Raw genomic sequence first — 21339 nt, forward strand, 5'->3', positions numbered from 1 at the left:
AAAAACACAGGTCCGTGCGAAGTTGTAAGACGATGTATACGGACTGACTCCTGCCCGGTGCTGGAAGGTTAAGAGGACCTGTTAGAGAGCAATCTCGAAGCGGAGAATTTAAGCCCCAGTAAACGGCGGTGGTAACTATAACCATCCTAAGGTAGCGAAATTCCTTGTCGGGTAAGTTCCGACCTGCACGAATGGAGTAACGACTTTCCCACTGTCTCAACCGTGGACTCGGCGAAATTGCACTACGAGTAAAGATGCTCGTTACGCGCGGCAGGACGGAAAGACCCCGGGACCTTTACTATAGTTTGGTATTGGTGTTTGGTTCGGCTTGTGTAGGATAGGTGGGAGACTGTGAAGCAGCCACGCCAGTGGTTGTGGAGTCAACGTTGAAATACCACTCTGGTCGTACTAGATGTCTAACCTAGGTCCGTTATCCGGATCAGGGACAGTGCCTGATGGGTAGTTTAACTGGGGCGGTTGCCTCCTAAAATGTAACGGAGGCGCTCAAAGGTTCCCTCAGCCTGGTTGGCAATCAGGTGGCGAGTGTAAGTGCACAAGGGAGCTTGACTGTGAGACAGACATGTCGAGCAGGGACGAAAGTCGGAACTAGTGATCCGGCCACGGCATGTGGAAGCGTGGTCGCTCAACGGATAAAAGGTACCCCGGGGATAACAGGCTGATCTTCCCCAAGAGTCCATATCGACGGGATGGTTTGGCACCTCGATGTCGGCTCGTCGCATCCTGGGGCTGGAGTAGGTCCCAAGGGTTGGGCTGTTCGCCCATTAAAGCGGCACGCGAGCTGGGTTTAGAACGTCGTGAGACAGTTCGGTCCCTATCCGCCGCGCGCGCAGGAAACTTGAGAAAGGCTGTCCCTAGTACGAGAGGACCGGGATGGACGAACCTCTGGTGTGCCAGTTGTCCCGCCAGGGGCACGGCTGGTTAGCTACGTTCGGAAGTGATAACCGCTGAATGCATCTAAGCGGGAAGCACGTTTCAAGATGAGGTTTCCCACCGGGTTAACCGGGTAAGGCCCCCAGCAGAACACTGGGTTGATAGGCCGGAGGTGTACAGCAGCAATGCCCAGCCGACCGGTACTAATAGGCCGAGGGCTTGTCCCACACTCACTCAACAAGACACACAAACACAGTGTCGACTGACTGAGACAACACGCCAGCGCACATGTTCGCGTCCACACACAAACACACAAGTTTGACCACCACCCCCCAACCCCGCACGGGTAGTTAGGGGTGTGGTGAGTCGCCAGAGTTACGGCGGCCATAGCGAAAGGGAAACACCCGGTCCCATCCCGAACCCGGAAGTTAAGCCTTTCAGCGCCGATGGTACTGCGACCGCGAGGTCGTGGGAGAGTAGGACGCCGCCGGACATACACTCCGTAGGGGCCACCGCAAGGTGGCCCCTACGCGCATTTGTGAGAGGAACCAACGACGTGGCTCAGGAACGCTCCGGGAACAACCCGTCCGGTCGCGGCGGTCGTCCGACTCGTGGGAACGACCAGCGCCGCGGCGGCAGCGACCAGCGACGAGGCGGCAGTGGCGAGCAGCGCCGCGGGTCCGGTGACCAGCGCCGCGGCGGCAGCGACCAGCGACGTGGCGACAGCGCCGGCTCCGGTGGTCGCTCGTTCTCGCGTGCCGGCCGCCCGCCCCGTGAGGAGCGTGGCCCCCGGACCGCCGACCAGGCCGTGTACGACGGTCCGGAGCTGCCCGAGGACATCACCGGCAAGGAGCTGGACCGCGGGGTCGCGGCGCAGCTGAAGGGTCTCCCGGAGAAGCTCGCGTCCCGCGTTGCCCGCCACCTGGCGGCCGCCGGCCTGCTGGTGGACGAGGACCCCGAGACCGCCTACCAGCACGCGCTGGCCGCGCGCGCCCGCGCTCCTCGGCTCGCCGTCGTGCGGGAGGCCGCCGGCGAGGCGGCGTACGCGGCGGGTCACTACTCCGAGGCACTGGCCGAGCTGCGGGCCGCCAAGCGCATGAACGGCGCCACCGACTACCTGCCGATCATGGCCGACTGCCACCGCGCACTGGGCCAGCCCCAGCAGGCCGTGAAGCTGGCGCAGAGCCCGTCGGTGGCCAACTTCGCCGCCCCGGCGAAGGCCGAGATGACCATCGTCGAGGCCGGTGCCCGACGCGACATGGGTCAGCTCGACGCTGCTCTGCGGGTGCTGGAGCAGGCCCCGCTGATGAACAAGAGCCGCGAGCCCTGGGTGGTGCGGTTGCGCTACGCCTACGCCGACACGCTCGAGGCCGCCGGACGCCCGACCGAGGCGCTCACCTGGTTCCACCGCACCGACGCGATCGATGCCGAGGAGATCACCGACGCCGCCGAGCGGGCCAGCGCGCTGGAGTCGGCCGCCGAGTAGGTCTCAGGACGTCGGCGGCACGATCGCAATGACGGCGCTGGTCCCCGCCGGGCTGGTGCCGACGCGCAGGCCGCTGCGAAAGGTCACCGAGACCCGGGCGACGAAGGCCGCACCGGCCTCGTCACCGGTCACCTTCACCAGCAGTGAGTCCCCGGGGCCGAGCTGCTGGCCGTCGGGCGGCATCAGCTCGGTGCAGAAGGCCGCCGCGTCCGAGGTGACGCTGACCGAGCCTCCCCGGCACAGCAGTGGCTCCACGACCACCGGGACGGTCGCATCGGTGTGGACGTGCACGCCACCCACCCGCAGCACCCGGTCGTCGGCCGCGCCGGAGTAGACGCCGACGTACACCGGGCGTCCGGGCGTCGTCACGGCTGTGACGTGCCCGTCGCGGACGGGTAGGTCGGCGGGGTGGGTGGCCCACCAGCTGCCGAGCACCAGCACGAGCGCGGCGCCGACGAGGGCCACAGTGAGGGACCGCCACCGGTTGCCGGTCAGGCGCAGGGTCCCCGCGTCGCCCGGTGCGGGCGTGGGCGCGGACGCGTGGCTCATGGCCGCAGCGTAGGGGTACCGGGGCCGCGGTGGCTGAGAGGGCTGTCACACTACGGGGCGTGAAGGACGTGAAGAGACCAGCCCTGGAGGGCAGCGTCGCGGTGCGCGACGGTCGCCGCCTCAGCTTCGCCGAGTACGGCAGCCCGCGGGGGTCGGCGATCGTGTGGATGCACGGGACCCCCGGTGCGCGCCGTCAGATCCCGTTCGAGGCCCGCGCGTACGCCGAGCAGCACGGGCTGCGGATCATCGGCATCGACCGACCGGGGATCGGGTCGTCCACCCCGCACCTGTACCCCCAGCTCCTGGACTGGGCCGGCGACCTCGAGCTGCTGCTCGATGCCCTGGCCGTGGACACCGTGCGGCTGGTCGGGCTGTCCGGTGGTGGGCCCTACGTGCTGGCGGCCGGCGCCGCTCTGGGTGAGCGGGTGCAGGGGATCGCCGTGCTCGGCGGGGTCGCGCCCGTCCTGGGACCGGATGCCGCCGCCGGAGGGGTGATCCAGCTGGCCAAGTGGCTCTCGCCGTTGCTGAGGGCGGGGCGGGTGCCCCTCGGTGTGGCTCTGACCCAGCTGATCCGGCTGGCCAGGCCGGTGGCGGGCCCCGGGCTGGACCTCTACGCCGCCGTGCAGCCGCCCGGGGACAAGAACCTCCTGGGACGCCCCGAGTTCAAGGCGATGTTCCTCGACGACCTCCTCAACGGCAGCCGCTTCCAGACCTCGGCGCCGATCCACGACCTCATCCTGTTCACCCGTGAGTGGGGCTTCGCGCTGGCCGACGTCCGGGTCCCCGTGCGCTGGTGGCACGGCGACGACGACCACATCGTGCCCTTCCACCACGGCGCACACGTGGTGGACCGGCTCCCGGACGCCGCGATGAGCGTCATCGACGGGGAGAGCCACCTGGGGGGCCTGGGCATCGCCGAGGAGGTGCTCTCGACGGTCATGTCCCTGGGCAGCTGACCGGGACACGCCGACGTGACGCGGGCGCCGCTACTGGTGCTCAGGGGCCCCATCGGTCACAATGGACCCCACAACCACATACGCACGTGACTGACCTGACGTCCAGGTCATCTCGATGGCGAGCCCGCTGGGGAAGGCGTAGCTCGCGCCGGAGATGAAGGAGGTCCAGGTGACCACGAACACTGCCACCCGCACCGCGACGAGGGGCGTCTTCTACGTGCACTCAGCGCCGTCTGCGCTGTGCCCGCACGTGGAGTGGGCCGTCGGCGGTGTCCTCGGTGCGCCCGTGAACCTCGACTGGACCCCGCAGCCGGCCCAGTCCGGCAGCTACCGTGCGGAGCTCTCGTGGACCGGCACGGCCGGGACGGCGGCGGCGGTGGCCTCCGCGCTGCGCGGCTGGAACCACCTGCGCTTCGAGATCACCGAGGAGCCGACACCCTCCACGGAGGGCTCGCGCTACTCCTTCACCCCCGAGCTCGGCGTCTTCCACGCCGTCACCGGCCTGCACGGCGACATCCTCATCCCCGAGGACCGCCTCAAGGCCGCGGTCGTGAAGTCGGCGCTCGGTGAGGTCACGCTGCTCGAGGAGATCGACAAGCTGCTCGGCAAGCCGTGGGACGACGAGCTCGAGACCTTCCGGCACGCCGGCGACGGCGCCCCGGTCCGGTGGTTGCACCAGGTGGTGTGACCCTCACTGTGCCCTGAGGCGGAAGAAGGTCGGCTCGATCCAGCCGTCGAAGGTGTCGAACCCGACCTTGTAGGTGAACTTCCCACGCAGCTTGAACCTGCCGGGGACGGTGTTCTCCCGGCAGAAGCGGAAGCGCGAGGTGCCCTTCGCCTTCGCCGCGCCCTTCAAGATGCCGTCCGAGGCGATGGTGGTGCCGCGACGGTCGGTCAGGAAGGTCTCCAGCGCCCAGGTGTCGGCGTCCTCGGGCGGGGTGATCTTGTACTTGTAGCGGTAGTTGCGGCAGCCCTCGTGCAGGGTGCCGTTGCCCCGGAAGGTCTGGGCGTACTCCGCCATCGCCTTGCCCTTGCCCGCGTCGGCCGGAGCGAGCGGCGCGAGGGTGAGCACGAGCGCGCCGATGAGCACGACCGCGAGGGCGAGCAACGGCCGCAGGACCGGCTGGTGCGTCGTCATGTGGACCTCCCTGTGATGGACGTCATGACAACGTCACAGACCGGGCGGGAGTTACGCAAACCCCCGCCCGCGGTGCGGATCCGGGTCCGCGGTCACAGCGGGATGTTGCCGTGGTGGCCCCGTCGTACGCCGCTGGCCTGGACGGCCGCGTCGATCGCGTGCGCGATCGCGCTGCGCGTGCGGGCCGGGTCGACGACCTCGTCCACGACCCCGATCTCCACGGCCTTCTCGACGCCGCCGGCGATCCGTTCGTGCTCGGCGGCCAGCTCGGCCTCGACCTGGGGCCGGATGTCGGGGGAGACCTCGGCCAGGCGCCGGCGGTGCAGGATCCGCACCGCGGCCACGGCGCCCATGACGGCCACCTCGGCGCCGGGCCAGGCCAGGACCCGGGTGGCGCCCAGGGAGCGGGCGTTCATCGCGATGTAGGCGCCGCCGTAGGTCTTGCGGGTCACCAGGGTCACGCGCGGCACGACACACTCGCCGAAGGCGTGCAGGAGCTTCGCGCCTCGGCGCACGACCCCGTCCCACTCCTGACCGACCCCGGGCAGGTAGCCGGGGACGTCGACGACCACGACCAGGGGGATGGCGAAGGCGTCGCACATCCGCACGAAGCGGCTGGCCTTCTCCGCGGACAGCGAGTCCAGGCAGCCCCCCAGGCGCAGCGGGTTGTTGGCCACCACGCCGACGGTGCGACCGCCCAGGCGGCCGAGGGCCGTGACGATGTTGGGGGCCCAGCGGGCGTGCAGCTCCTGCACCGAGCCCTCGTCGAGCAGCGACTCGACCAGGGGGTGCACGTCGTAGGCGCGCTTGCGCGACTCCGGCAGCAGGGCGCCGAGGTCCCGGTCGTCGACGTCGGCCAGGCGCAGGCTGCCCTGGGACCCGAGCAGGGAGGCCAGGCCACGGGCGCGGTCGAGGGCCTCCTGCTCGCTCTCGGTGAGCACGTGGACCACGCCGGAGCGGCGCCCGTGCGGCTCGGGGCCACCGAGGCGGAGCATGTCGACGTCCTCGCCGGTGACCGACCGGACGACGTCGGGACCGGTGACGAAGATCCGGCCCTCGGGCCCGAGGATGACGACGTCGGTGAGGGCCGGCCCGTAGGCGGCGCCGCCCGCGGCGGGGCCCAGGACGACGGAGATCTGGGGGATGCGGCCGGAGGCCTGGGTCATCACCTGGAAGATCCTGCCCACGGCGTGCAGGCTCAGCACGCCCTCGGCCAGCCGTGCGCCGCCGGAGTGCCACAGGCCGATGATCGGGACCCTGTCGGTCATGGCGCGGTGGTAGGCGTCGACCACGACCCGGCAGCCCAGGTCACCCATCGCCCCGCCCATCACGGTCGCGTCGGAGCAGAAGGCGACGACCGGGGCGCCCCGGACGGTGCCGACCACGGCCAGCATGCCGGAGTCGTCGTCGGGGGAGATGAGCTCCAGGCTGCCGTCGTCGAGCAGGGCCCCCAGGCGCTTCAGCGGGTGCCGGGGGTCCTCCTCCCTCGGCGGCTTGGCCGGTCGCACCGGGGCGGGCTGGGTCTGGACGGTCATCACACGCTCCCGAAGGCCACGGCCACGTTGGCGCCGCCGAAGCCGAAGCTGTTGTTGAGGGCGACGATGTCGCCCAGCGGAAGGTCGCGGGCCTTGGTCGCGATGTCGAGGTCGACCCGGGGGTCCTGCTCGTCGAGGTTGATCGTGGGCGGGCTGACCCGGTGGTGCAGGGCCATCACCGTGGCCACCGCCTCGAGCGCGCCCGCGCCGCCGAGCAGGTGCCCGGTCATGGACTTCGTCGAGGTCACGACCACGTCGGTGGCGTGCGAGCCCAAGGTGGCGTGCAGCATCAGGCCCTCGGCCACGTCGCCCTGGGGCGTGGAGGTGGCGTGGGCGTTGACGTGCGCGACGTCCGCCGGGTCCACGTCGCCCTCGGCCAGCGCCCGGGCGATGGCCCGGGTGCCGCCGCGGCCCTGGGGGTCGGGCTGGGCGATGTCGTGGGAGTCGGCGGTGACGCCCGCGCCGAGCACGGTCGCGTAGACGCGTGCTCCGCGAGCACGAGCGTGCTCCTCGGTCTCGAGGACCAGGCAGCCGGCGCCCTCGCCCAGGACGAAGCCGTCACGGGCGGTGTCCCAGGGGCGCGAGACCGTGGTGGGGTCGCCGCCCTCGGGACCGCTGGCGGTCTTCGACAGCGCCATCATGTTGGCGAAGGCCGCGATGTTGAGCGGATGGATCGCCGCCTCGGTGCCGCCGACCACGACGACGTCGGCGCGTCCGAGCCGGAGCTGGTCCAGGCCCAGGGCGATGGCCTCGTTGCCGGAGGCGCACGCCGAGACCGGTGTGCTGGCGAAGGCCCGCGCGCCCACCATCAGGCTGATGGTGGCCGCAGGGGCGTTGGGCATCAGCATCGGCACGGCCAGGGGGGAGACCCGGCGGGGGCCCTTCTCCAGCATCGTGTCGTAGTTCGACAGCAGCGTGGTCACGCCGCCGATCCCGGAGGCGAAGGCCACCCCCACGCGGTCGCCGTCCAGCCCACCCTCGTCGGCCGTCCCCTCGAGCCCCGCGTCGGCCCAGGCCTGGGTGGCCGCGACCATCGCGAGCTGGGAGGAGCGGTCCAGGCGGCGGGCCTTGACCCGCTCGAGGACCTCGGTGGGCTCGACGGCCACCCGGCCCGCGATGCGGACGGGGAGGTCTGCGGCCCAGTCCTCGGTGAGTGCCCGCACCCCGGAGCGCCCTGCGAGCAGGGACTCCCAGGTGGAGGGCACGTCACCTCCGACGGGTGAGGTGACCCCGAGGCCGGTGACGACGACGCGTGTGGGAGCCATCAGGCGGCGGAGGCGCGCTCGATGTAGGCGACGGCGTCACCGACGGTCTTGAGGTTCTTGACCTCGTCGTCGGGGATCGAGACGCCGAACTTCTCCTCGGCGGCGACGACGACCTCGACCATCGACAGCGAGTCGACGTCGAGGTCGTCGACGAAGGACTTGTCGAGCTGGACGTCGTCGGCGTCGACACCGGCGACCTCGTTGACGATCTCGGCGAGGTCGCTGCGGATCTCCTCGGTGGTGGCCATCAGGCGGTTCTCCTTCTCGTGGTGGTGCTGGTGGGTGGTGCAGGCTGGTGGTGCTGGGTGGTGCTGGGTGGTGCTGGGTGGTGCTGGGTGGTGCTGGGTGGTGCTGCCCGGACCGGGGTCAGGGCACGACGACGACCTGGGCGGCGTACGCCAGGCCGGCGCCGAAGGCGATGAGCAGGGCGGTGTCGCCCGACCGGGCCTCGCCCTCGGAGACCATGCGGTCCAGCGCGAGGGGGATCGAGGCGGCCGAGGTGTTGCCCTGGTCGACGATGTCACGGGCGATCCGCACGCCGTCGGGGAGCTTCATGGCGCGGGCCATGGCGTCGGTGATGCGCATGTTGGCCTGGTGGGGGACGAAGCAGTCGAGGTCCTCGACGGCCAGGCCGGCCCGGTCGAGGGCCTGCAGGCCGACCTTGGCCATCGCGAACGAGGCCCAGCGGAAGACCGCGTTGCCCTGCATCACCAGGTGCGGCATCCGCGGGTGGTCCGAGGCCAGCACGTCGCGCCAGTCCTCCCGGTTGCGGATCAGGTCGAACTGCTCACCGTCGGAGCCCCACACGACCGGGCCGATGCCCGGGGTCGGGCTGGGTCCCACGACCGCGGCGCCGGCGCCGTCGGCGAAGATGAAGGCAGTGCCCCGGTCGGTCGGGTCGGTCATCTCCGAGAGCTTCTCGACCCCGATCACCAGCACGTGCCCGGCACTGCCGGCACGCACCATGTCCGAGGCCAGCGCGATGCCGTGGCAGAAGCCCGCGCAGGCGGCCGAGACGTCGTACGCCGCAGCCTGGTCGGTGCCGAGCTCGTGGGCGACCGCTGTGGCCAGCGCCGGCGTCTGCAGCAGGTGGCTGACCGTGGCGACGACGACGCAGTCGACCTGTCGTGCGTCCACCCCGGAGCGCTCCAGCGCCTGCCGGGCGGCCGCGACGGCCATCACCTGGACACTCTCCTCGGCGGTGGCCCAGCGACGGCTCTCGATGCCCGAGCGCTGCCGGATCCACTCGTCGCTGGAGTCGATGCCCCCGACGACCTCGCTGTTGGGGACGACCCGGCTGGGCCGGTAGGCGCCGATGCCGAGCAGGGCGGCGTGGGGCACGCCCTGCTGCGAGCGCAGCCCGGAGGCGGGGAGCGGCATCAGGCGGCACCCTCGGGGTGCAGGCGCAGCAGCGGCTGGCCGGGGGAGACGAGGTCGCCGTCCTCCACCAGCCACTCCACGACCTGCCCCCCGTGCGCCGCGGTGACCGACACGGTGTCGCGCAGGCTGGCCACGCCCCCGATGGCGGCACCGGCACGCAGCACGTCGAGGTCGGCGGCCTCGGCGTCGCGGTGGAAGGTGCCCTTGGCCGGCGAGACGACCATCCGCCAGGTCGGGGTGGTCTCGAGCCCGGCCGACTCGCCGTGGCGGTCGCAGAAGGCGCGCGCGGCATCCAGCTGGTCGGGGGACTTCAGGGCGAAGGTCTCCACGCCCGGGAGCTGGCGCTTGAGGATGCCGGTGAGGGTGCCGGCGGGCGGCATCTCCAGGACGCCGGTGACCCCGAGGTCGGTCATCGTCTCCATGCACAGGTCCCAGCGGACGGGCGAGGCGATCTGCCCGACGATCCGGGCCAGGACGTCGCGGCCGTCGTGGACGACGCGACCGTCGCGGTTGGAGATCACGCGGGTGCGCGGGTCGTGCACCGAGACCGAGCGGGCGAGCGAGGCCAGCCGCTCCACGGCCGGCGCCATGTGGTGGGTGTGGAAGGCGCCGGCGACCGACAACGGCATCAGTCGTGCCTTGGCCGGCGGGTCGGCCTTCAGCGCGGCGAGCTGCTCGAGGGTGCCGGCGGCGACGACCTGCCCGGGACCGTTGTCGTTGGCCGCCGTGAGGCCGTGGCGGGCCAGGGCGGCGGCCACCTCCTCGGGGTCGCCGCCGAGCAGGGCGGTCATGCCGGTCGGGGTGCGGCCCGAGGCCGCCGCCATCGCCAGGCCGCGCTCGCGGACGAGGACCATCGCCTGCTCGGCGGTGATGACGCGCGCGCCGGCGGCGGCGGCGATCTCGCCGACGCTGTGGCCGGCCACCGCACCGATCTGCTCGAAGGCGTCCCCGGGGTGGGGGAAGAGCTGCAGGGCGGCGACCAGGCCGGTGGCCACCAGCAGCGGCTGGGCGACCTCGGTGGCACGGATGGTCTCGGCGTCGGAGGTGGTGCCGTGCTCGACCAGGTCGAGCCCGGCCACGGTGGAGAGCCACTCGAAGCGCGCGGCGAAGGCGGGATCCTCGAGCCAGGGGGTGAGGAAACCGGGGGACTGGGCACCCTGTCCGGGGGCGACGATGACGAGCACGTGTTCACTGTGCCTGGTAGGAGGTCCACGATTCACGCGGGACATCGACGAAGTTGAGCCACCGTTTGTTGTGGGGATCCCACAAACGGAGCCTATCGGCCGGCCTGCCGCCCCAGGATCAGCGCGAGCTGCAGCGCCAGCCCGCCGCGGTGGGTGGTCGGGTCGTGACCGGTCAGCTCGGTGATGCGACGCAGTCGGTAGCGCACGGTGTTGGCGTGGACGAACAGCGCACGGGCCGCGGCCTCGATGGAGCGCGGACCCTCGAGGTAGGCGTGCAGCGTCTCCACCGCCTCGCCGGAGCCGACGAGCGGGAGGTAGACCTCCTCGACGAGGTGTCGGCGCGCGTGCCCGTCCCCGCCGAGGACGCGCTCGGGCAGCAGCTCGTCGGCCAGCACCGGCCGCGGGGCGTCCGGCCAGCCGGGCGCCACCCGGTAGGCCGCCTGGGCGATGCGTGCGGAGTGCTGGGCCTCGGCCAGGTCCGCCACCGGGGGGCCGACGACGACGGGGGAGCCGGGGTCGAAGACGTCGAGCAGCGCGGTGCCGGCCGCGCGGGGGTCGTGCGCGCCGCCGAGCAGCAGCACCAGCCGGTCGCCCTGCACGGCGCAGAGGGCGTCGAGGTCCAGGGCGCGCGCGAGGTGGCGGGCGTGCTCGAACAGATCGGCCTCGGAGCGCTGGGCGGGCACCCGGCCGATGACCACGCACGCCTCGCCCCGGGCGCGCCAGCCCAGCGCGCTGGCGCGCGAGAGCAGCGTCTCGTCGGTCTCGGCGCGCAGGACGGCGTCGACGACCAGGGCCTCCAGGCGGGCGTCCCACGCCCCCCGGGCCTCAGCGGCCCGGGCGTAGACCTCCGCGGTCGCGAAGGCGACCTCGCGGGCGTAGCGCAGGATGGCCGCGTGCACCGCCTCGGCGTCCTCGCCCTCGAGGACGTCGTCCACGGAGGCCTCCACCACGTCGATCGAGAGCCGGACGAGGTCGACGGTCTGCTGCAGGGTGATCACGCCGGCCAGGGCGCGGGGCGCGGCACCGAAGACCGTGGCGGCCAGCTCCGTGCCCCCCTGCGGGGTCCCGAGCGTGGGTCCGCCCGCGGCGTACCACTCCACGAAGTTCTGGACGCCGGCCTGGACGATGACCCCGACCCAGGAACGGTCCTGGGCGCTCAGCTCGGAGAACCACGGGAGCTGCTCCTCCATGCCCGCGGTGGCCGCGGTGCTGAGGGCGCCCGCGGACCGACGCAGCCGACTGGCCGCGGAGGCTCGGGGCGGGAGAGGGGCACGCGGCACGACGCCACGGTAGGACATCGCCGTGTCCGCTTTCCGGACCTGTTCGGTCCGGCGTGGTCACCGTCGGGTCAAGAAACGACGAATGCCCTTACGTGCAAGGGAAATCTACGTGACAGTGATCAAACGCAACCGTGCACCGCGGCCCCCCGTCCGGTGAACACGGCCCACGCGATGCGAGGAGGCCCGGTGCCGAGCACCCCCCACGAGGTCCAGTACCTCACGATCCACAGCCACCGACGGGCCTACGTGAAGGTCGGTGAGGGGCCCGCACTGCTGCTCCTGCACGGGCTCGGCTGCGACCACACCACGTGGGGACCGGTCATCGACGACCTCGCCAAGCGCTTCACCGTCATCGCCCCCGACCTGCTCGGGCACGGGCTCTCGGCCAAGCCGCGCGCGGACTACAGCGTCGGCGGCTACGCCAACGGGGTCCGCGACCTGCTGACGGTCCTGGGCATCGACAAGGTCACGGTGATCGGGCACAGCTTCGGTGGCGGGGTGGCCATGCAGTTCGCCTACCAGTTCCCCGAGCGCACCGAGCGGGTCGTGCTCGTGGCGTCGGGGGGCCTGGGCCCCGAGGTGTCCCCGGCCATCCGTGCCATCACCACCCCGGGTTTCCACCAGGCCATGGGGCTGGCCACGCTGCCCGGGGTGCGCCACCTCGGCGTCGCCGGCATGAAGGCGCTGTCGTCGCTCCCGCTGAAGGGCACCCACGACCTCGCCGAGGTCGCCGACATCTACGACTCCTTCAAGGACCCGGCCGCCAGGGCCGCGATCCGCCACGTCGTGCGGGCCGTCGTGGACTGGAAGGGCCAGATCGTCACCATGGCCGACCGCGCCTACCTGACCCAGGCCATGCCCATGTGCGTGGTGTGGGGTCGCGACGACCGGGTCATCCCCGTGCGGCACGCGAGCCTGGCGGCAGCACTCGCGCCGAAGTCACGGGTCGAGGTGATCCCCAACAGCGGGCACTTCCCGCACAAGGACCACCCACAGCGCTTCGCGCGGATCGTCACCGACTTCGTGCGCACCACCCAGCCCGCGACGTACTCGCGGGCCAGGTGGCGTCAGCTGCTGCGCAACGGCTACGTGCCGCCGGTCGGACCGGTGGAGCTGCTCGCCGAGGCGTGAGAGGCGGGCGGAGGACTACGCGTCCCCGCCCTCCTGCTCGACCCCGCGGGTGGCGGTCGGGTCGTCGACCTTGTACTGGTCGAAGGCCTTCTGCACCAGACCGGGGTCGATCTCGCCGGCGTCGGCCAGCGCCTGCAGGCTGCGCACCACGACGGACTCGGCGTCGATGTGGAAGAACCGTCGCGCCGCGGGCCGGGTGTCGGCGAAGCCGAAGCCGTCCGCGCCCAGCACGCAGTAGTCGCCGGGGACCCAGCGCGCGATCTGCATCGGGACCGCGGTCATGTAGTCCGAGACGGCGATGAACGGCCCGTCGGCGGTGGCCAGCGTGTCGGCGACGTACGCCGTGCGCGGGGCCTCGCCGGGGTGCAGGAGGTTCCACTCCTCGGCGGCCACGGCGTCACGGGCCAGCTCGTTCCACGACGTCACCGACCACGTGTCGGCCTGCACGCCCCAGTCCTCGGCCAGCAACCGCGCGGCCCGGTCGACCCAGGGGAAGCCGACGCCCGAGGCCATCAGCTGCACGCGCGGGCCGTCCCCGGAGGCGGTGGAGACGCGGTGGATGCCCTTGAGGATGCCCTCGACGTCGACGTCGTCGGGCTCCGCGGGCTGGGGGACCGGCTCGTTGTAGACGGTGAGGTAGTAGATGACGTCCTCGCCGTGCGGGTGCTCCTCGGTCGAGCCGTACATCCGCTCCAGGCCGGTCTTCATGATGTGGCTGAGCTCGTAGGCGAAGGCCGGGTCGTAGTGCACGACCGCGGGGTTGGTCGCCGCCAGCAGCGGGCTGTGCCCGTCGGCGTGCTGCAGCCCCTCGCCGGTGAGCGTGGTGCGACCGGCCGTGGCGCCGATGAGGAAGCCGCGCGCCAGCTGGTCGGCCATCGCCCACACCGAGTCACCGGTGCGCTGGAACCCGAACATCGAGTAGAAGATGTAGAAGGGGATCATCGGCTCGCCGTGGGTGGAGTACGCCGACCCGGCGGCGGTCGCCGAGGCCATCGCACCGGCCTCGGAGATGCCCTCGTGCAGCAGCTGGCCCTGCTCGGACTCGGTGTACTTCAGCAGCAGCTTGCGGTCGACCGACTCGTAGCGCTGGCCCTGCGGGTTGTAGACCTTCGCGCTCGGGAACATCGAGTCCATGCCGAAGGTGCGGTACTCGTCGGGGGCGATCGGCACGAGCCGCTTGCCGATGCCCGGGTCGCGCATCCAGTCCTTGAGCAGGCGCACGAGGGCCATGGTGGTGGCGACGGAGTTCTTGCCCGAGCCCTTCTTCAGCTCGGCGTAGACCTTGTCCTCGGGGAGCGTGAGGGGCTTGGCGCGCACGACCCGCTTGGGCAGGGAGCCGCCGAGCTCCTCGCGGCGGTGCCGCATGTACTCCATCTCCGGGCTGTCCTCGCCGGGGTGGAAGAACGGCGCGGCGCCGGTCTCCTCGTAGGAGCGCTCGAGGTCGCGGTCGGAGATCGGCAGGTAGAGCCGGTCCCGGAACTTCTTGAGGTCCTCGGGGGTGAGCTTCTTCATCTGGTGGGTGGCGTTCTTGCCCTCGAGGGCGTCGATCGTCCAGCCCTTGACGGTCTTGGCCAGGATCACCGTCGGCTGACCGGTGTGCTTCGCCGCGGCGTCGAAGGCGGCGTACACCTTGCGGTAGTCGTGGCCACCGCGCGGCAGCTTCTGGATCTGGGCGTCGCTCATGTGCTCGACCATCTTGCGCAGGCGCGGGTCGGACCCGAAGAAGTTCTCCCGGACGTAGGCGCCGTCCTCGACCGAGTAGGTCTGGAAGGCGCCGTCGGGCGTGGAGTTCATCTTGTTGACCAGCACGCCGTCGACGTCACGGGCCAGCAGGTCGTCCCAGCCCTGGCCCCAGATGACCTTGATGACGTTCCAGCCGGCACCGCGGAAGTTCGACTCCAGCTCCTGGATGATCTTGCCGTTGCCGGTCACCGGGCCGTCGAGCTGCTGGAGGTTGCAGTTGACCACCCAGGTGAGGTTGTCCAGCTCCTCGCGGGCGGCCACGCGGATCGCGCCGAGCGACTCGGGCTCGGCCATCTCGCCGTCGCCGAGGAAGGCGTAGACGTTCTGCTGGGAGGTGTCCTTGATGCCGCGGTTGTGCATGTAGCGGTTGAAGCGGGCCTGGTAGATCGAGTTGATGGCCGTGAGGCCCATCGAGACCGTCGGGAACTCCCAGAACTCCGGCATCAGGCGCGGGTGGGGGTACGACGACAGGCCGGCGCCCCGGCCGTGCTGGACCTCCTGGCGGAAGCGGTAGAGCTGCTCCTCGGTGAGCCGGCCCTCGAGGAACGCCCGGGCGTAGATGCCGGGGGAGGCGTGACCCTGGATGAAGACTTGGTCGCCTCCGCCCTCGTGGTCCTTGCCGCGGAAGAAGTGGTTGAAGCCGACCTCGTAGAGGCTGGCGGAGGACTGGTAGGTGGCGATGTGCCCACCGACCTCGAGGCCCTTGCGGTTGGCGCTGGAGACCATCACCGCGGCGTTCCAGCGCAGGAAGGCGCGGATGCGCTGCTCGACCTCGTAGTCGCCGGGGAACCACGGCTCGCGCTCGGGCGGGATGGTGTTGATGTAGTCGGTGCTGCGCAGCGCGGGCACGCCGACCTGGGTCTCGCGGGCCCGCTCGAGCAGGCGCAGCATCACGTAGCGCGCCCGGTCGCGACCGCGCTCGTCGAGCATCGCGTCGAAGGAGGCGATCCAGTCGGCGGTCTCGTCGGGGTCGATGTCCGGCAGCTGCGTGGGCAGGCCCTCGTGGATGACCGACGGGGTGGTGCCGGTGCGGGTGCCAGGAACGGTGGATGAGTCGTCTGTCACCCGGCCATCGTGGCACGCGAGAGGAGGCGACGGTATTTACCCGTGAGTAGTCCCGCAGGCGGTGCGTGGCCGTCCGCTCAGCGGTGCGCAGATGTGGGGAACGGGTTGCGGAACACCCGGGAGTCCGCTGGACTACCACCACCGGTCCGACTCCCGGACCGGCAACCGACTGACGCGACCGCAGGACGGTCGCGAGGACGAGGAGGCGCTGGTGAGCTCGACCGCGGGTGGCGGGTCCACCCAGACAGGCCCTGCGAACGACGTGGCAGAACGGCTCGGGTTGAGCACCGGCATGGTCGTGCAGGAGCTGGGCTGGGACTCCGACTCCGACGACGAGCTCCGCGTGGCCGTCGAGAACGCCATCGACGCCGACATGGTCGACGGCGACTACGGCAACGTCGTCGACGCCGTCCTGCTCTGGTGGCGCGACGAGGACGGCGACCTGGTCGACGGCCTCGTGGACGCGCTGACCGACCTCGTCGGCGGCGGTTCGATCTGGCTGCTCACCCCGAAGGTGGGTCGCCCCAACGCGGTCGACGCCTCCGAGGTCGCCGAGGCCGCCCCGATCGCCGGGCTCTCCCAGACGACCACCGCCACGGTCTCCAAGGAGTGGGCCGCCACCCGCCTGGTGGCTCCCAAGACCCCTGCCTGACGCTAGTCTCCCGGGCGTGCTCTCCAAGGTCGTCCAGGGTGTCGGTGCTGCCGCCACCAGCGTGAAGGTGCTCGGCAGGGCGGGCGTGATCCGGCCCTACTCGCCGGTGGTGCTCGCCCGCCTCGGGCTGATGCTCCGGGAGTGGGGGACCGGACCGGCCGGCGGCTTCGCCTCACTGGCCATCCGCACCCCCGACGCCGTCGGGATCATCGACGAGCGCGGTGAGCTGACGTGGGGCGAGCTGCACCGTCGCTCCAACGCCGTGGCACGGGGTCTCGCGGCCCGGGGCGTCGGCGAGGGCGACGCGGTGGCGGTGATGTGCCGCAACCACCGCGGCTTCATCGAGACCTCGATCGCGGCGGCCAAGCTCGGCGCCGACGTGCTCTACCTCAACACCGCCTTCTCCGGTCCGCAGCTGCGCGAGCTGCTCGAGCGCGACCGGCCCCGGGCCCTGGTCCTCGACGAGGAGTTCACCGCTCTCCTCGAGGGCGTCGACGTGCCCGTCACGGTCCTCGGGTGGTGCGACGCGGGCTCGCCCGACCTGCCGACGCTCGACGGCATCATCGACGAGCACGAGGACGGAGACCTCAGCGCGCCCGGGCGGCACGGCCGCATCATCATCCTGACCTCGGGCACGACCGGCACGCCCAAGGGCGCCCCGCGCTCCGAGGCCGGCGTCGATGCCGCGGTCTCGCTGCTCTCCCTCATGCCGCTGCACGCCGGGTGGCGCACGCACGTGGCGGCGCCGCTGTTCCACACCTGGGGCTTCGGCCACATGGCGCTGGGCATGCTGCTGGGCTCCACCCTCGTGCTGCGACGCCGCTTCGACCCCGAGGAGTGCCTGCGGGTCGTCCAGGACCAGCGCTGCGAGTCGATCGTGGTCATCCCGGTCATGCTGCAGCGCATCCTCGCCCTGCCCGCTGAGGTGCTCGACCGCTACGACCTGTCCCGGGTGGAGGTCGTCGCCTCGTCGGGCTCGGCCCTGCCAGGCGAGCTCGCGCTCACCTGGATGGACCGCTTCGGCGACAACCTGTACTCCACCTACGGCTCGACCGAGGTGGCCTACGCCGCCGTGGCCGGCCCGCACGACCTGCGCGAGTCGCCGTCCACGGCCGGCCGCCCGCCGTACGCCACCGTCGTGAAGATCCTCGACGACCACGGCCGGCCGGTCCCGGACGGTGAGCCGGGCCGGATCTTCGTCGGCAACGGCCTGCTCTTCGAGGGCTACACCGGTGGCGGCAGCAAGGAGGTCGTCGACGGCCTGATGTCCACCGGCGACGTCGGCCGGTTCCGCGAGGACGGCCGGCTCTACGTCGAGGGTCGCGACGACGAGATGATCGTCTCCGGCGGCGAGAACGTCTTCCCCAAGGAGGTCGAGGACTGCATCGCCCGTCACGACGACGTGGCCGAGGTCGCGGCCGTGGGCGTCGAGGACGACGAGTTCGGCCAGCGGCTGCGCGCCTTCGTGGTGCGACGCGAGGGCTCCTCCCTCGACGAGGAGGGCATCCGGGCCTGGGTGAAGGAGAACCTCGCGCGCTACAAGGTCCCCCGCGACGTCGTCTTCCTCGACGAGCTGCCGCGCAACGCCACCGGCAAGGTCCTCAAGCGCGAGCTGACCCAGCGGGACGACGCGTGACCGGCCTGCGCATCGGGGACCCGGCCCCGGACTTCACCCTGCGCGACCAGTTCGGCCAGGAGGTCTCGCTGTCGTCGTACCGCGGCACCAAGGCCGTGGCCATCCTCTTCTACCCCTACGCCTTCTCCGGGGTGTGCACCGGCGAGATGGCCGGCATCCGCGACCGGCTGGCGGAGTTCATGACCTTCGACACCGAGGTCATGGCGATCTCCTGCGACCCGATGTTCGCGCTGCGTGCCTTCGCCGACGCCGACGGGCTGAACTTCCCGCTCCTCTCGGACTTCTGGCCGCACGGCGAGGTCTCCCGGGCCTACGACGTCTTCGACGAGCGCAACGGCTGCCCGCGGCGCTCCTCCTACGTCGTGGACCGCGAGGGAGCCATCCGCTGGGCCGTGCACCACTCCATGCCCGAGGGCCGCGACCTCGACGAGCACCTGCGCCAGCTCGCCGACGCCGTCTGAGCACCCTCAGGGATCCACCCCTCCCGGGGATGGTCTGGACCGGAGGAGGGTTTTTCCCTTGCAGCACGGGGTTTTCCCGACCGGACCACGTACCGTAGGAGACGTCGAACCGCTGGTGACCCGAGACGCCAGCGGTTCGACTCATTTCCGGAGCATGCCGTTTCCGCAGCCGGGCCCCGCCCTCGGTAGGGTCCTGCCTCGCACGGGCGTATAGCTCAGCGGTAGAGCACCTCGCTTACAACGAGGTGGTCGGGGGTTCGATCCCCTCTGCGCCCACCGATGCCCACCGGTGCGTCCGGCCGGCCCCGTGTCTTGTAAGGTCGAGGGCACGAGAGGGAGTAGTCCCCAACAGTCGTGTCGACACACTGGCTGCCCGGTCCGCCGGGCGCCCGGCACGGCAGGCCACCTCGGTGGCGGACGAGACTTTCGGCCGGTTCACGCACCCACGATGCGCCCGGCCGAAGGCGCGTCCCCAGGTCGCCCCGAGGTCGGGCACGAGAGGACACTTCGATGTACGCCTTCCTGCTCAGCACCGCCGTCATCTTCGTCGCCGAGCTCGGCGACAAGTCCCAGCTGATGGCGATGACCTTCGCGGCGCGCTACCGCGCCCGCGACGTGCTCATCGGCATCACCGTCGCCACCGCGGTCGTACACCTGGCCTCGGTCGGGATCGGCTACTGGGTGGGCGACGCCTTCGCCGACCACCAGGGCGCCATCTCGGTGGTCGCCGGCGTGGCGTTCCTGGGCTTCGCCCTCTGGACGCTGCGCGGTGACGAGCTCACCGAGGAGGAGGCCGACAAGGCCCGGCGCAGCACCGGCATGGCGATCGTCGCGGTCGGTGTCGCCTTCTTCCTCGCCGAGCTCGGCGACAAGACGATGCTCGCGACCATCACCCTGGCCACCCAGGAGGGCTGGCTGGGCACGTGGATCGGCAGCACGGTCGGCATGGTCGCCGCCGACGCCCTGGCCATCGGTGTCGGTGCCGTGCTCGGCCGCAAGCTCCCCGAGCGCACCATCCGGTACGGCGCTGCCGCGCTGTTCGCGCTCTTCGGGCTGCTCCTCGTGCTGGACGGTGCGGGCGCGCTGTAGCCAGCCCCGCCCCGGGCCCCGGACCCCGCGGCTCAGGTGAGCAGCGACTCCCCGAGCCAGGAGCCGGCCTCGAACCCGGGCAGCACCACGAACACCGCCGACCCGATGGCGGTGGTCCACTCGTTGAGCTGGTCGAGCTCGTCCAGGGACCGCTGCAGCGGGACGAACTGGTCGGCGAGGTCGGCCTGGTAGCTGGCGAAGAGCAGCCCGCTCTCCACCCGGGCACCCCGGGGCGTCTCCACCTCGCGGGTGTAGTTGGCGCCCTTGCGGAAGATCCGCCGGCCGCCGTGCAGGCTCGGGTGCGACCGGCGGGCATGGGCGTCCAGGGGGACCACCAGGCGCCCCTGGGCCTGCGCGGTGAGGTCGAGGTCGTCCAGCTCCGCACCACCGGTCAGCGGGGCGCCATCGGCGAGGGTGCGACCCACCGACCGCTCCTGCTCGTCACGGGTGAGGTCGTCCCAGGTGTCGAGGTCCATCCGGATCCGCCGCAGCACCATCGTGGTGGCGCCGGCCCACCGGCCCCCGCCGACCCAGACGGTGTCGTCGAACAGCTCGGTGCCCGGACGCGGGTTGCCGGAGCCGTCGACCTGGCCGAAGAGGTTGCGCCCGGTCTGCGGGCGACCGTCGGGGTCCGTGCCGTTCCAGGAGCCGACCTGGCGCCACCGGAGACGGGCGAACGGCTCGGCGTCGGCCACCATCCGGCGTACGGCGTGGGCGACGGTGGTGCCGTCGCGACCGGCCACGGTCACGCACAGGTCGCCACCGGACCAGCGCTCCTCGAGACGGTCGTGGGTCATCGGCGGGACCTCGGCGAAGCCGCTGGGACCCTCGCCGAAGCGGTCGGCGCCGAGGGCGCCGGGGCCGACGCCCACGGTGATGGTGAGGTCGGCGGCGGCGGCCGACAACCAGGGCGCCGGGTCGCCCGGTGCTCCGCGGCCGGCGGTCAGGGCCTCGACGTCGCCGGTCCACACCCGCATCAGCCGACCGAGTGCCTCACGTTCGACACCCTCGAGGAGGTCGAGCGCGACGATCTCGGTCACCGCCGGTGGGTGCTGGGCCACGCCCGGCTGGTGCGCGCCCCAGGGGGACACCGTGGCTCCCGGCACCGGGGCGGCGGGGCCCGCAGGGTTGGCCGGGGCGGGGGAGCCCCCACCCGCGGCCACGACCAGGCCGGCGCCCGCGGCGGCGCCGAGCCCGGTCGTCCCTGCGTAGCCCAGGAGTCCCCGGCGGCTGATCCGGCGGGGGCTGCTGGGGTCCGGCATCAGTGCGAGTGGTCCGAGGAGTGCTCGTCCTCGTCCGTGTCGGAGTCCTCGTCACCGTGCGAGTGGTCCTCGTCGGTGCCGGGCTCGTGGTAGTGCCCCTCCTCCTCGGTGAACTCCTTCACCGGGACGGTGAGCTCCTGCGTGGAGCCGTCGGAGAGCTCCAGGGTGAGGTCGACCTCGTCGCCGGGGGCGAGCTCGGTCGTCATGCCCATGAGCATCACGTGGTAGCCACCGGGCTCGAGGACCTTGCCCCGGCCGGCCTCGATGACCAGGCCGGACTCCATGGCCCGCATCGCCATGGCGCCGTCGACCATGAGCATCTCGTGGATCTCGACCGAACCGGCGATGTCGCTGGAGGCGCCCACGAGGGTGACGTCCTCGTCGCCGGTGTTGTCGATGGTCATGAAGGCGGCGGTCATCGAGGTGTCCTCGGTGCCCGCGGTGGCGCGGACCCAGGGGTCGCCGACCACCAGGGAGGAGCCGGCGTCGGTCGTGGCCGCGGTGGTGTCGCCCGCGGTGGTGTCGGCCTCCTCCCCGCAGGCGACGAGGCCGGCGGTGAGCAGCAGCGCGGAGGCGGACAGGGCGAGGACCCGGGCGGGTCGCGTGATCAGGGTGTGCATGGGTGGTTCTTCCTCG

The 21339-nt window shown here is 71.5% G+C and carries 19 protein-coding genes, 1 tRNA gene and 2 rRNA genes (1 of these 22 cut by a window edge); 11 read left to right on the top strand and 11 right to left on the bottom strand.

All coding sequences use genetic code 11. From position 1 onward, the window contains the following. The 3 genes from BKA05_RS06470 to BKA05_RS06480 all read left to right on the top strand — a co-directional run. Positions 1-1118: ribosomal RNA gene (locus tag BKA05_RS06470) — 23S ribosomal RNA — on the top strand; it begins 1994 nt to the left of the window's first position. Positions 1119-1267: 149 nt separating this feature from the next. Beyond that, positions 1268-1384, top strand: a 5S ribosomal RNA gene (rrf, locus tag BKA05_RS06475). Positions 1385-1447: 63 nt separating this feature from the next. Further along, a complete protein-coding gene (locus BKA05_RS06480) occupies positions 1448-2377 on the top strand; it encodes a tetratricopeptide repeat protein (protein WP_246289766.1) in 930 nt (309 codons plus the stop codon). A 3-nt stretch (positions 2378-2380) separates the two neighbouring features. Here BKA05_RS06480 and BKA05_RS06485 read toward each other — a convergent pair whose 3' ends face one another. Next, complete coding sequence (locus tag BKA05_RS06485) at positions 2381-2926, bottom strand: hypothetical protein (RefSeq protein ID WP_179530698.1); 546 nt, start codon at positions 2924-2926, stop codon at positions 2381-2383. 59 nt (positions 2927-2985) lie between these two features. On the opposite strand from BKA05_RS06485, the gene BKA05_RS06490 reads away from it, so the two are divergent. Next, positions 2986-3882, top strand: coding sequence for an alpha/beta fold hydrolase (locus BKA05_RS06490; RefSeq protein WP_179530699.1), 897 nt, complete (start codon positions 2986-2988; stop codon positions 3880-3882). Positions 3883-4036: 154 nt separating this feature from the next. After that, complete coding sequence (locus tag BKA05_RS06495; RefSeq protein ID WP_179530700.1) at positions 4037-4570, top strand: DUF3145 domain-containing protein; 534 nt, start codon at positions 4037-4039, stop codon at positions 4568-4570. A gap of 3 nt (positions 4571-4573) precedes the next feature. On the opposite strand, the gene BKA05_RS06500 is transcribed toward BKA05_RS06495, so the two are convergent. The 7 genes from BKA05_RS06500 to BKA05_RS06530 form a co-directional block, all read right to left on the bottom strand. After that, on the bottom strand, positions 4574-5020 hold the full coding sequence (locus BKA05_RS06500; protein WP_179530701.1) for a hypothetical protein: 447 nt from the start codon (positions 5018-5020) through the stop codon (positions 4574-4576). A gap of 92 nt (positions 5021-5112) precedes the next feature. Beyond that, a complete protein-coding gene (locus BKA05_RS06505) occupies positions 5113-6555 on the bottom strand; it encodes an acyl-CoA carboxylase subunit beta (RefSeq protein WP_179530702.1) in 1443 nt (480 codons plus the stop codon). Continuing rightward, positions 6555-7820 carry a beta-ketoacyl-[acyl-carrier-protein] synthase family protein gene (locus BKA05_RS06510; RefSeq protein ID WP_179530703.1) on the bottom strand — a complete coding sequence of 422 codons (1266 nt, stop codon included), beginning with the start codon at positions 7818-7820 and terminating at the stop codon, positions 6555-6557. Before BKA05_RS06510 ends, BKA05_RS06505 begins: the two co-directional genes overlap by 1 nt. Continuing rightward, positions 7820-8068, bottom strand: a complete 249-nt coding sequence (locus BKA05_RS06515; RefSeq protein ID WP_179530704.1) for an acyl carrier protein — start codon at positions 8066-8068, stop codon at positions 7820-7822. Before BKA05_RS06515 ends, BKA05_RS06510 begins: the two co-directional genes overlap by 1 nt. Positions 8069-8186: 118 nt before the next feature. After that, positions 8187-9200, bottom strand: coding sequence for a beta-ketoacyl-ACP synthase III (locus tag BKA05_RS06520; protein WP_179530705.1), 1014 nt, complete (start codon positions 9198-9200; stop codon positions 8187-8189). Further along, positions 9200-10384, bottom strand: a complete 1185-nt coding sequence (locus BKA05_RS06525; RefSeq protein WP_179530706.1) for an acyltransferase domain-containing protein — start codon at positions 10382-10384, stop codon at positions 9200-9202. The genes BKA05_RS06520 and BKA05_RS06525 overlap by 1 nt, the downstream gene beginning before the upstream one ends. A 92-nt stretch (positions 10385-10476) precedes the next feature. Then, positions 10477-11664, bottom strand: coding sequence for a PucR family transcriptional regulator (locus BKA05_RS06530; RefSeq protein WP_343045546.1), 1188 nt, complete (start codon positions 11662-11664; stop codon positions 10477-10479). Positions 11665-11850: 186 nt separating this feature from the next. Here BKA05_RS06530 and BKA05_RS06535 point away from each other — a divergent pair, with 186 nt between their 5' ends. Further along, positions 11851-12795, top strand: a complete 945-nt coding sequence (locus BKA05_RS06535) for an alpha/beta fold hydrolase (RefSeq protein WP_179530708.1) — start codon at positions 11851-11853, stop codon at positions 12793-12795. Positions 12796-12810: 15 nt separating this feature from the next. On the opposite strand, the gene aceE is transcribed toward BKA05_RS06535, so the two are convergent. Next, entirely contained in the window at positions 12811-15546 is a 2736-nt protein-coding gene (gene aceE / locus BKA05_RS06540) for a pyruvate dehydrogenase (acetyl-transferring), homodimeric type (protein WP_343045778.1), read from the bottom strand. Positions 15547-15814: 268 nt separating this feature from the next. Here aceE and BKA05_RS19580 point away from each other — a divergent pair, with 268 nt between their 5' ends. The 5 genes from BKA05_RS19580 to BKA05_RS06565 all read left to right on the top strand — a co-directional run bounded on the left by BKA05_RS19580 (position 15815) and on the right by BKA05_RS06565 (position 19441). Further along, positions 15815-16255, top strand: a complete 441-nt coding sequence (locus BKA05_RS19580; protein ID WP_298749353.1) for a DUF3052 domain-containing protein — start codon at positions 15815-15817, stop codon at positions 16253-16255. Between the two features lie 16 nt (positions 16256-16271). Beyond that, a complete protein-coding gene (locus BKA05_RS06550; protein ID WP_179530710.1) occupies positions 16272-17891 on the top strand; it encodes an AMP-binding protein in 1620 nt (539 codons plus the stop codon). After that, a complete protein-coding gene (locus BKA05_RS06555) occupies positions 17888-18352 on the top strand; it encodes a peroxiredoxin (protein WP_179530711.1) in 465 nt (154 codons plus the stop codon). Before BKA05_RS06550 ends, BKA05_RS06555 begins: the two co-directional genes overlap by 4 nt. Before the next feature lie 204 nt (positions 18353-18556). After that, positions 18557-18628 (top strand) — tRNA-Val (locus BKA05_RS06560). Positions 18629-18862: 234 nt separating this feature from the next. Then, positions 18863-19441, top strand: a complete 579-nt coding sequence (locus BKA05_RS06565; protein ID WP_179530712.1) for a TMEM165/GDT1 family protein — start codon at positions 18863-18865, stop codon at positions 19439-19441. Between the two features lie 32 nt (positions 19442-19473). Here the strand turns inward: BKA05_RS06565 and BKA05_RS06570 are convergent, their stop codons facing one another. Beyond that, positions 19474-20703 carry a Dyp-type peroxidase gene (locus BKA05_RS06570; protein ID WP_179530713.1) on the bottom strand — a complete coding sequence of 410 codons (1230 nt, stop codon included), beginning with the start codon at positions 20701-20703 and terminating at the stop codon, positions 19474-19476. Then, positions 20703-21323: a copper chaperone PCu(A)C gene (locus BKA05_RS06575; RefSeq protein ID WP_179530714.1), complete on the bottom strand. Its 621-nt coding sequence runs from the start codon at positions 21321-21323 to the stop codon at positions 20703-20705. The genes BKA05_RS06570 and BKA05_RS06575 overlap by 1 nt, the downstream gene beginning before the upstream one ends. Between the last annotated feature and the right edge of the window lie 16 nt (positions 21324-21339).

The sequence above is a fragment of the Nocardioides marinus genome (assembly GCF_013408145.1).
In the GTDB taxonomy this organism is placed as follows: domain Bacteria; phylum Actinomycetota; class Actinomycetes; order Propionibacteriales; family Nocardioidaceae; genus Nocardioides; species Nocardioides marinus.

Bases quoted from the DNA above. Each gene is read 5' to 3' on its own strand.
- BKA05_RS06575 (WP_179530714.1), bottom strand. From the start codon at position 21,323: ATGCACACCCTGATCACGCGACCCGCCCGGGTCCTCGCCCTGTCCGCC.
- BKA05_RS06520 (WP_179530705.1), bottom strand. From the start codon at position 9,200: ATGCCGCTCCCCGCCTCCGGGCTGCGCTCGCAGCAGGGCGTGCCCCAC.
- BKA05_RS06570 (WP_179530713.1), bottom strand. From the start codon at position 20,703: ATGCCGGACCCCAGCAGCCCCCGCCGGATCAGCCGCCGGGGACTCCTG.
- BKA05_RS06510 (WP_179530703.1), bottom strand. From the start codon at position 7,820: ATGGCTCCCACACGCGTCGTCGTCACCGGCCTCGGGGTCACCTCACCC.
- BKA05_RS06515 (WP_179530704.1), bottom strand. From the start codon at position 8,068: ATGGCCACCACCGAGGAGATCCGCAGCGACCTCGCCGAGATCGTCAAC.
- BKA05_RS06565 (WP_179530712.1), top strand. From the start codon at position 18,863: ATGTACGCCTTCCTGCTCAGCACCGCCGTCATCTTCGTCGCCGAGCTC.
- BKA05_RS06505 (WP_179530702.1), bottom strand. From the start codon at position 6,555: ATGACCGTCCAGACCCAGCCCGCCCCGGTGCGACCGGCCAAGCCGCCG.
- BKA05_RS06485 (WP_179530698.1), bottom strand. From the start codon at position 2,926: ATGAGCCACGCGTCCGCGCCCACGCCCGCACCGGGCGACGCGGGGACC.
- BKA05_RS06495 (WP_179530700.1), top strand. From the start codon at position 4,037: ATGAAGGAGGTCCAGGTGACCACGAACACTGCCACCCGCACCGCGACG.
- BKA05_RS06500 (WP_179530701.1), bottom strand. From the start codon at position 5,020: ATGACGACGCACCAGCCGGTCCTGCGGCCGTTGCTCGCCCTCGCGGTC.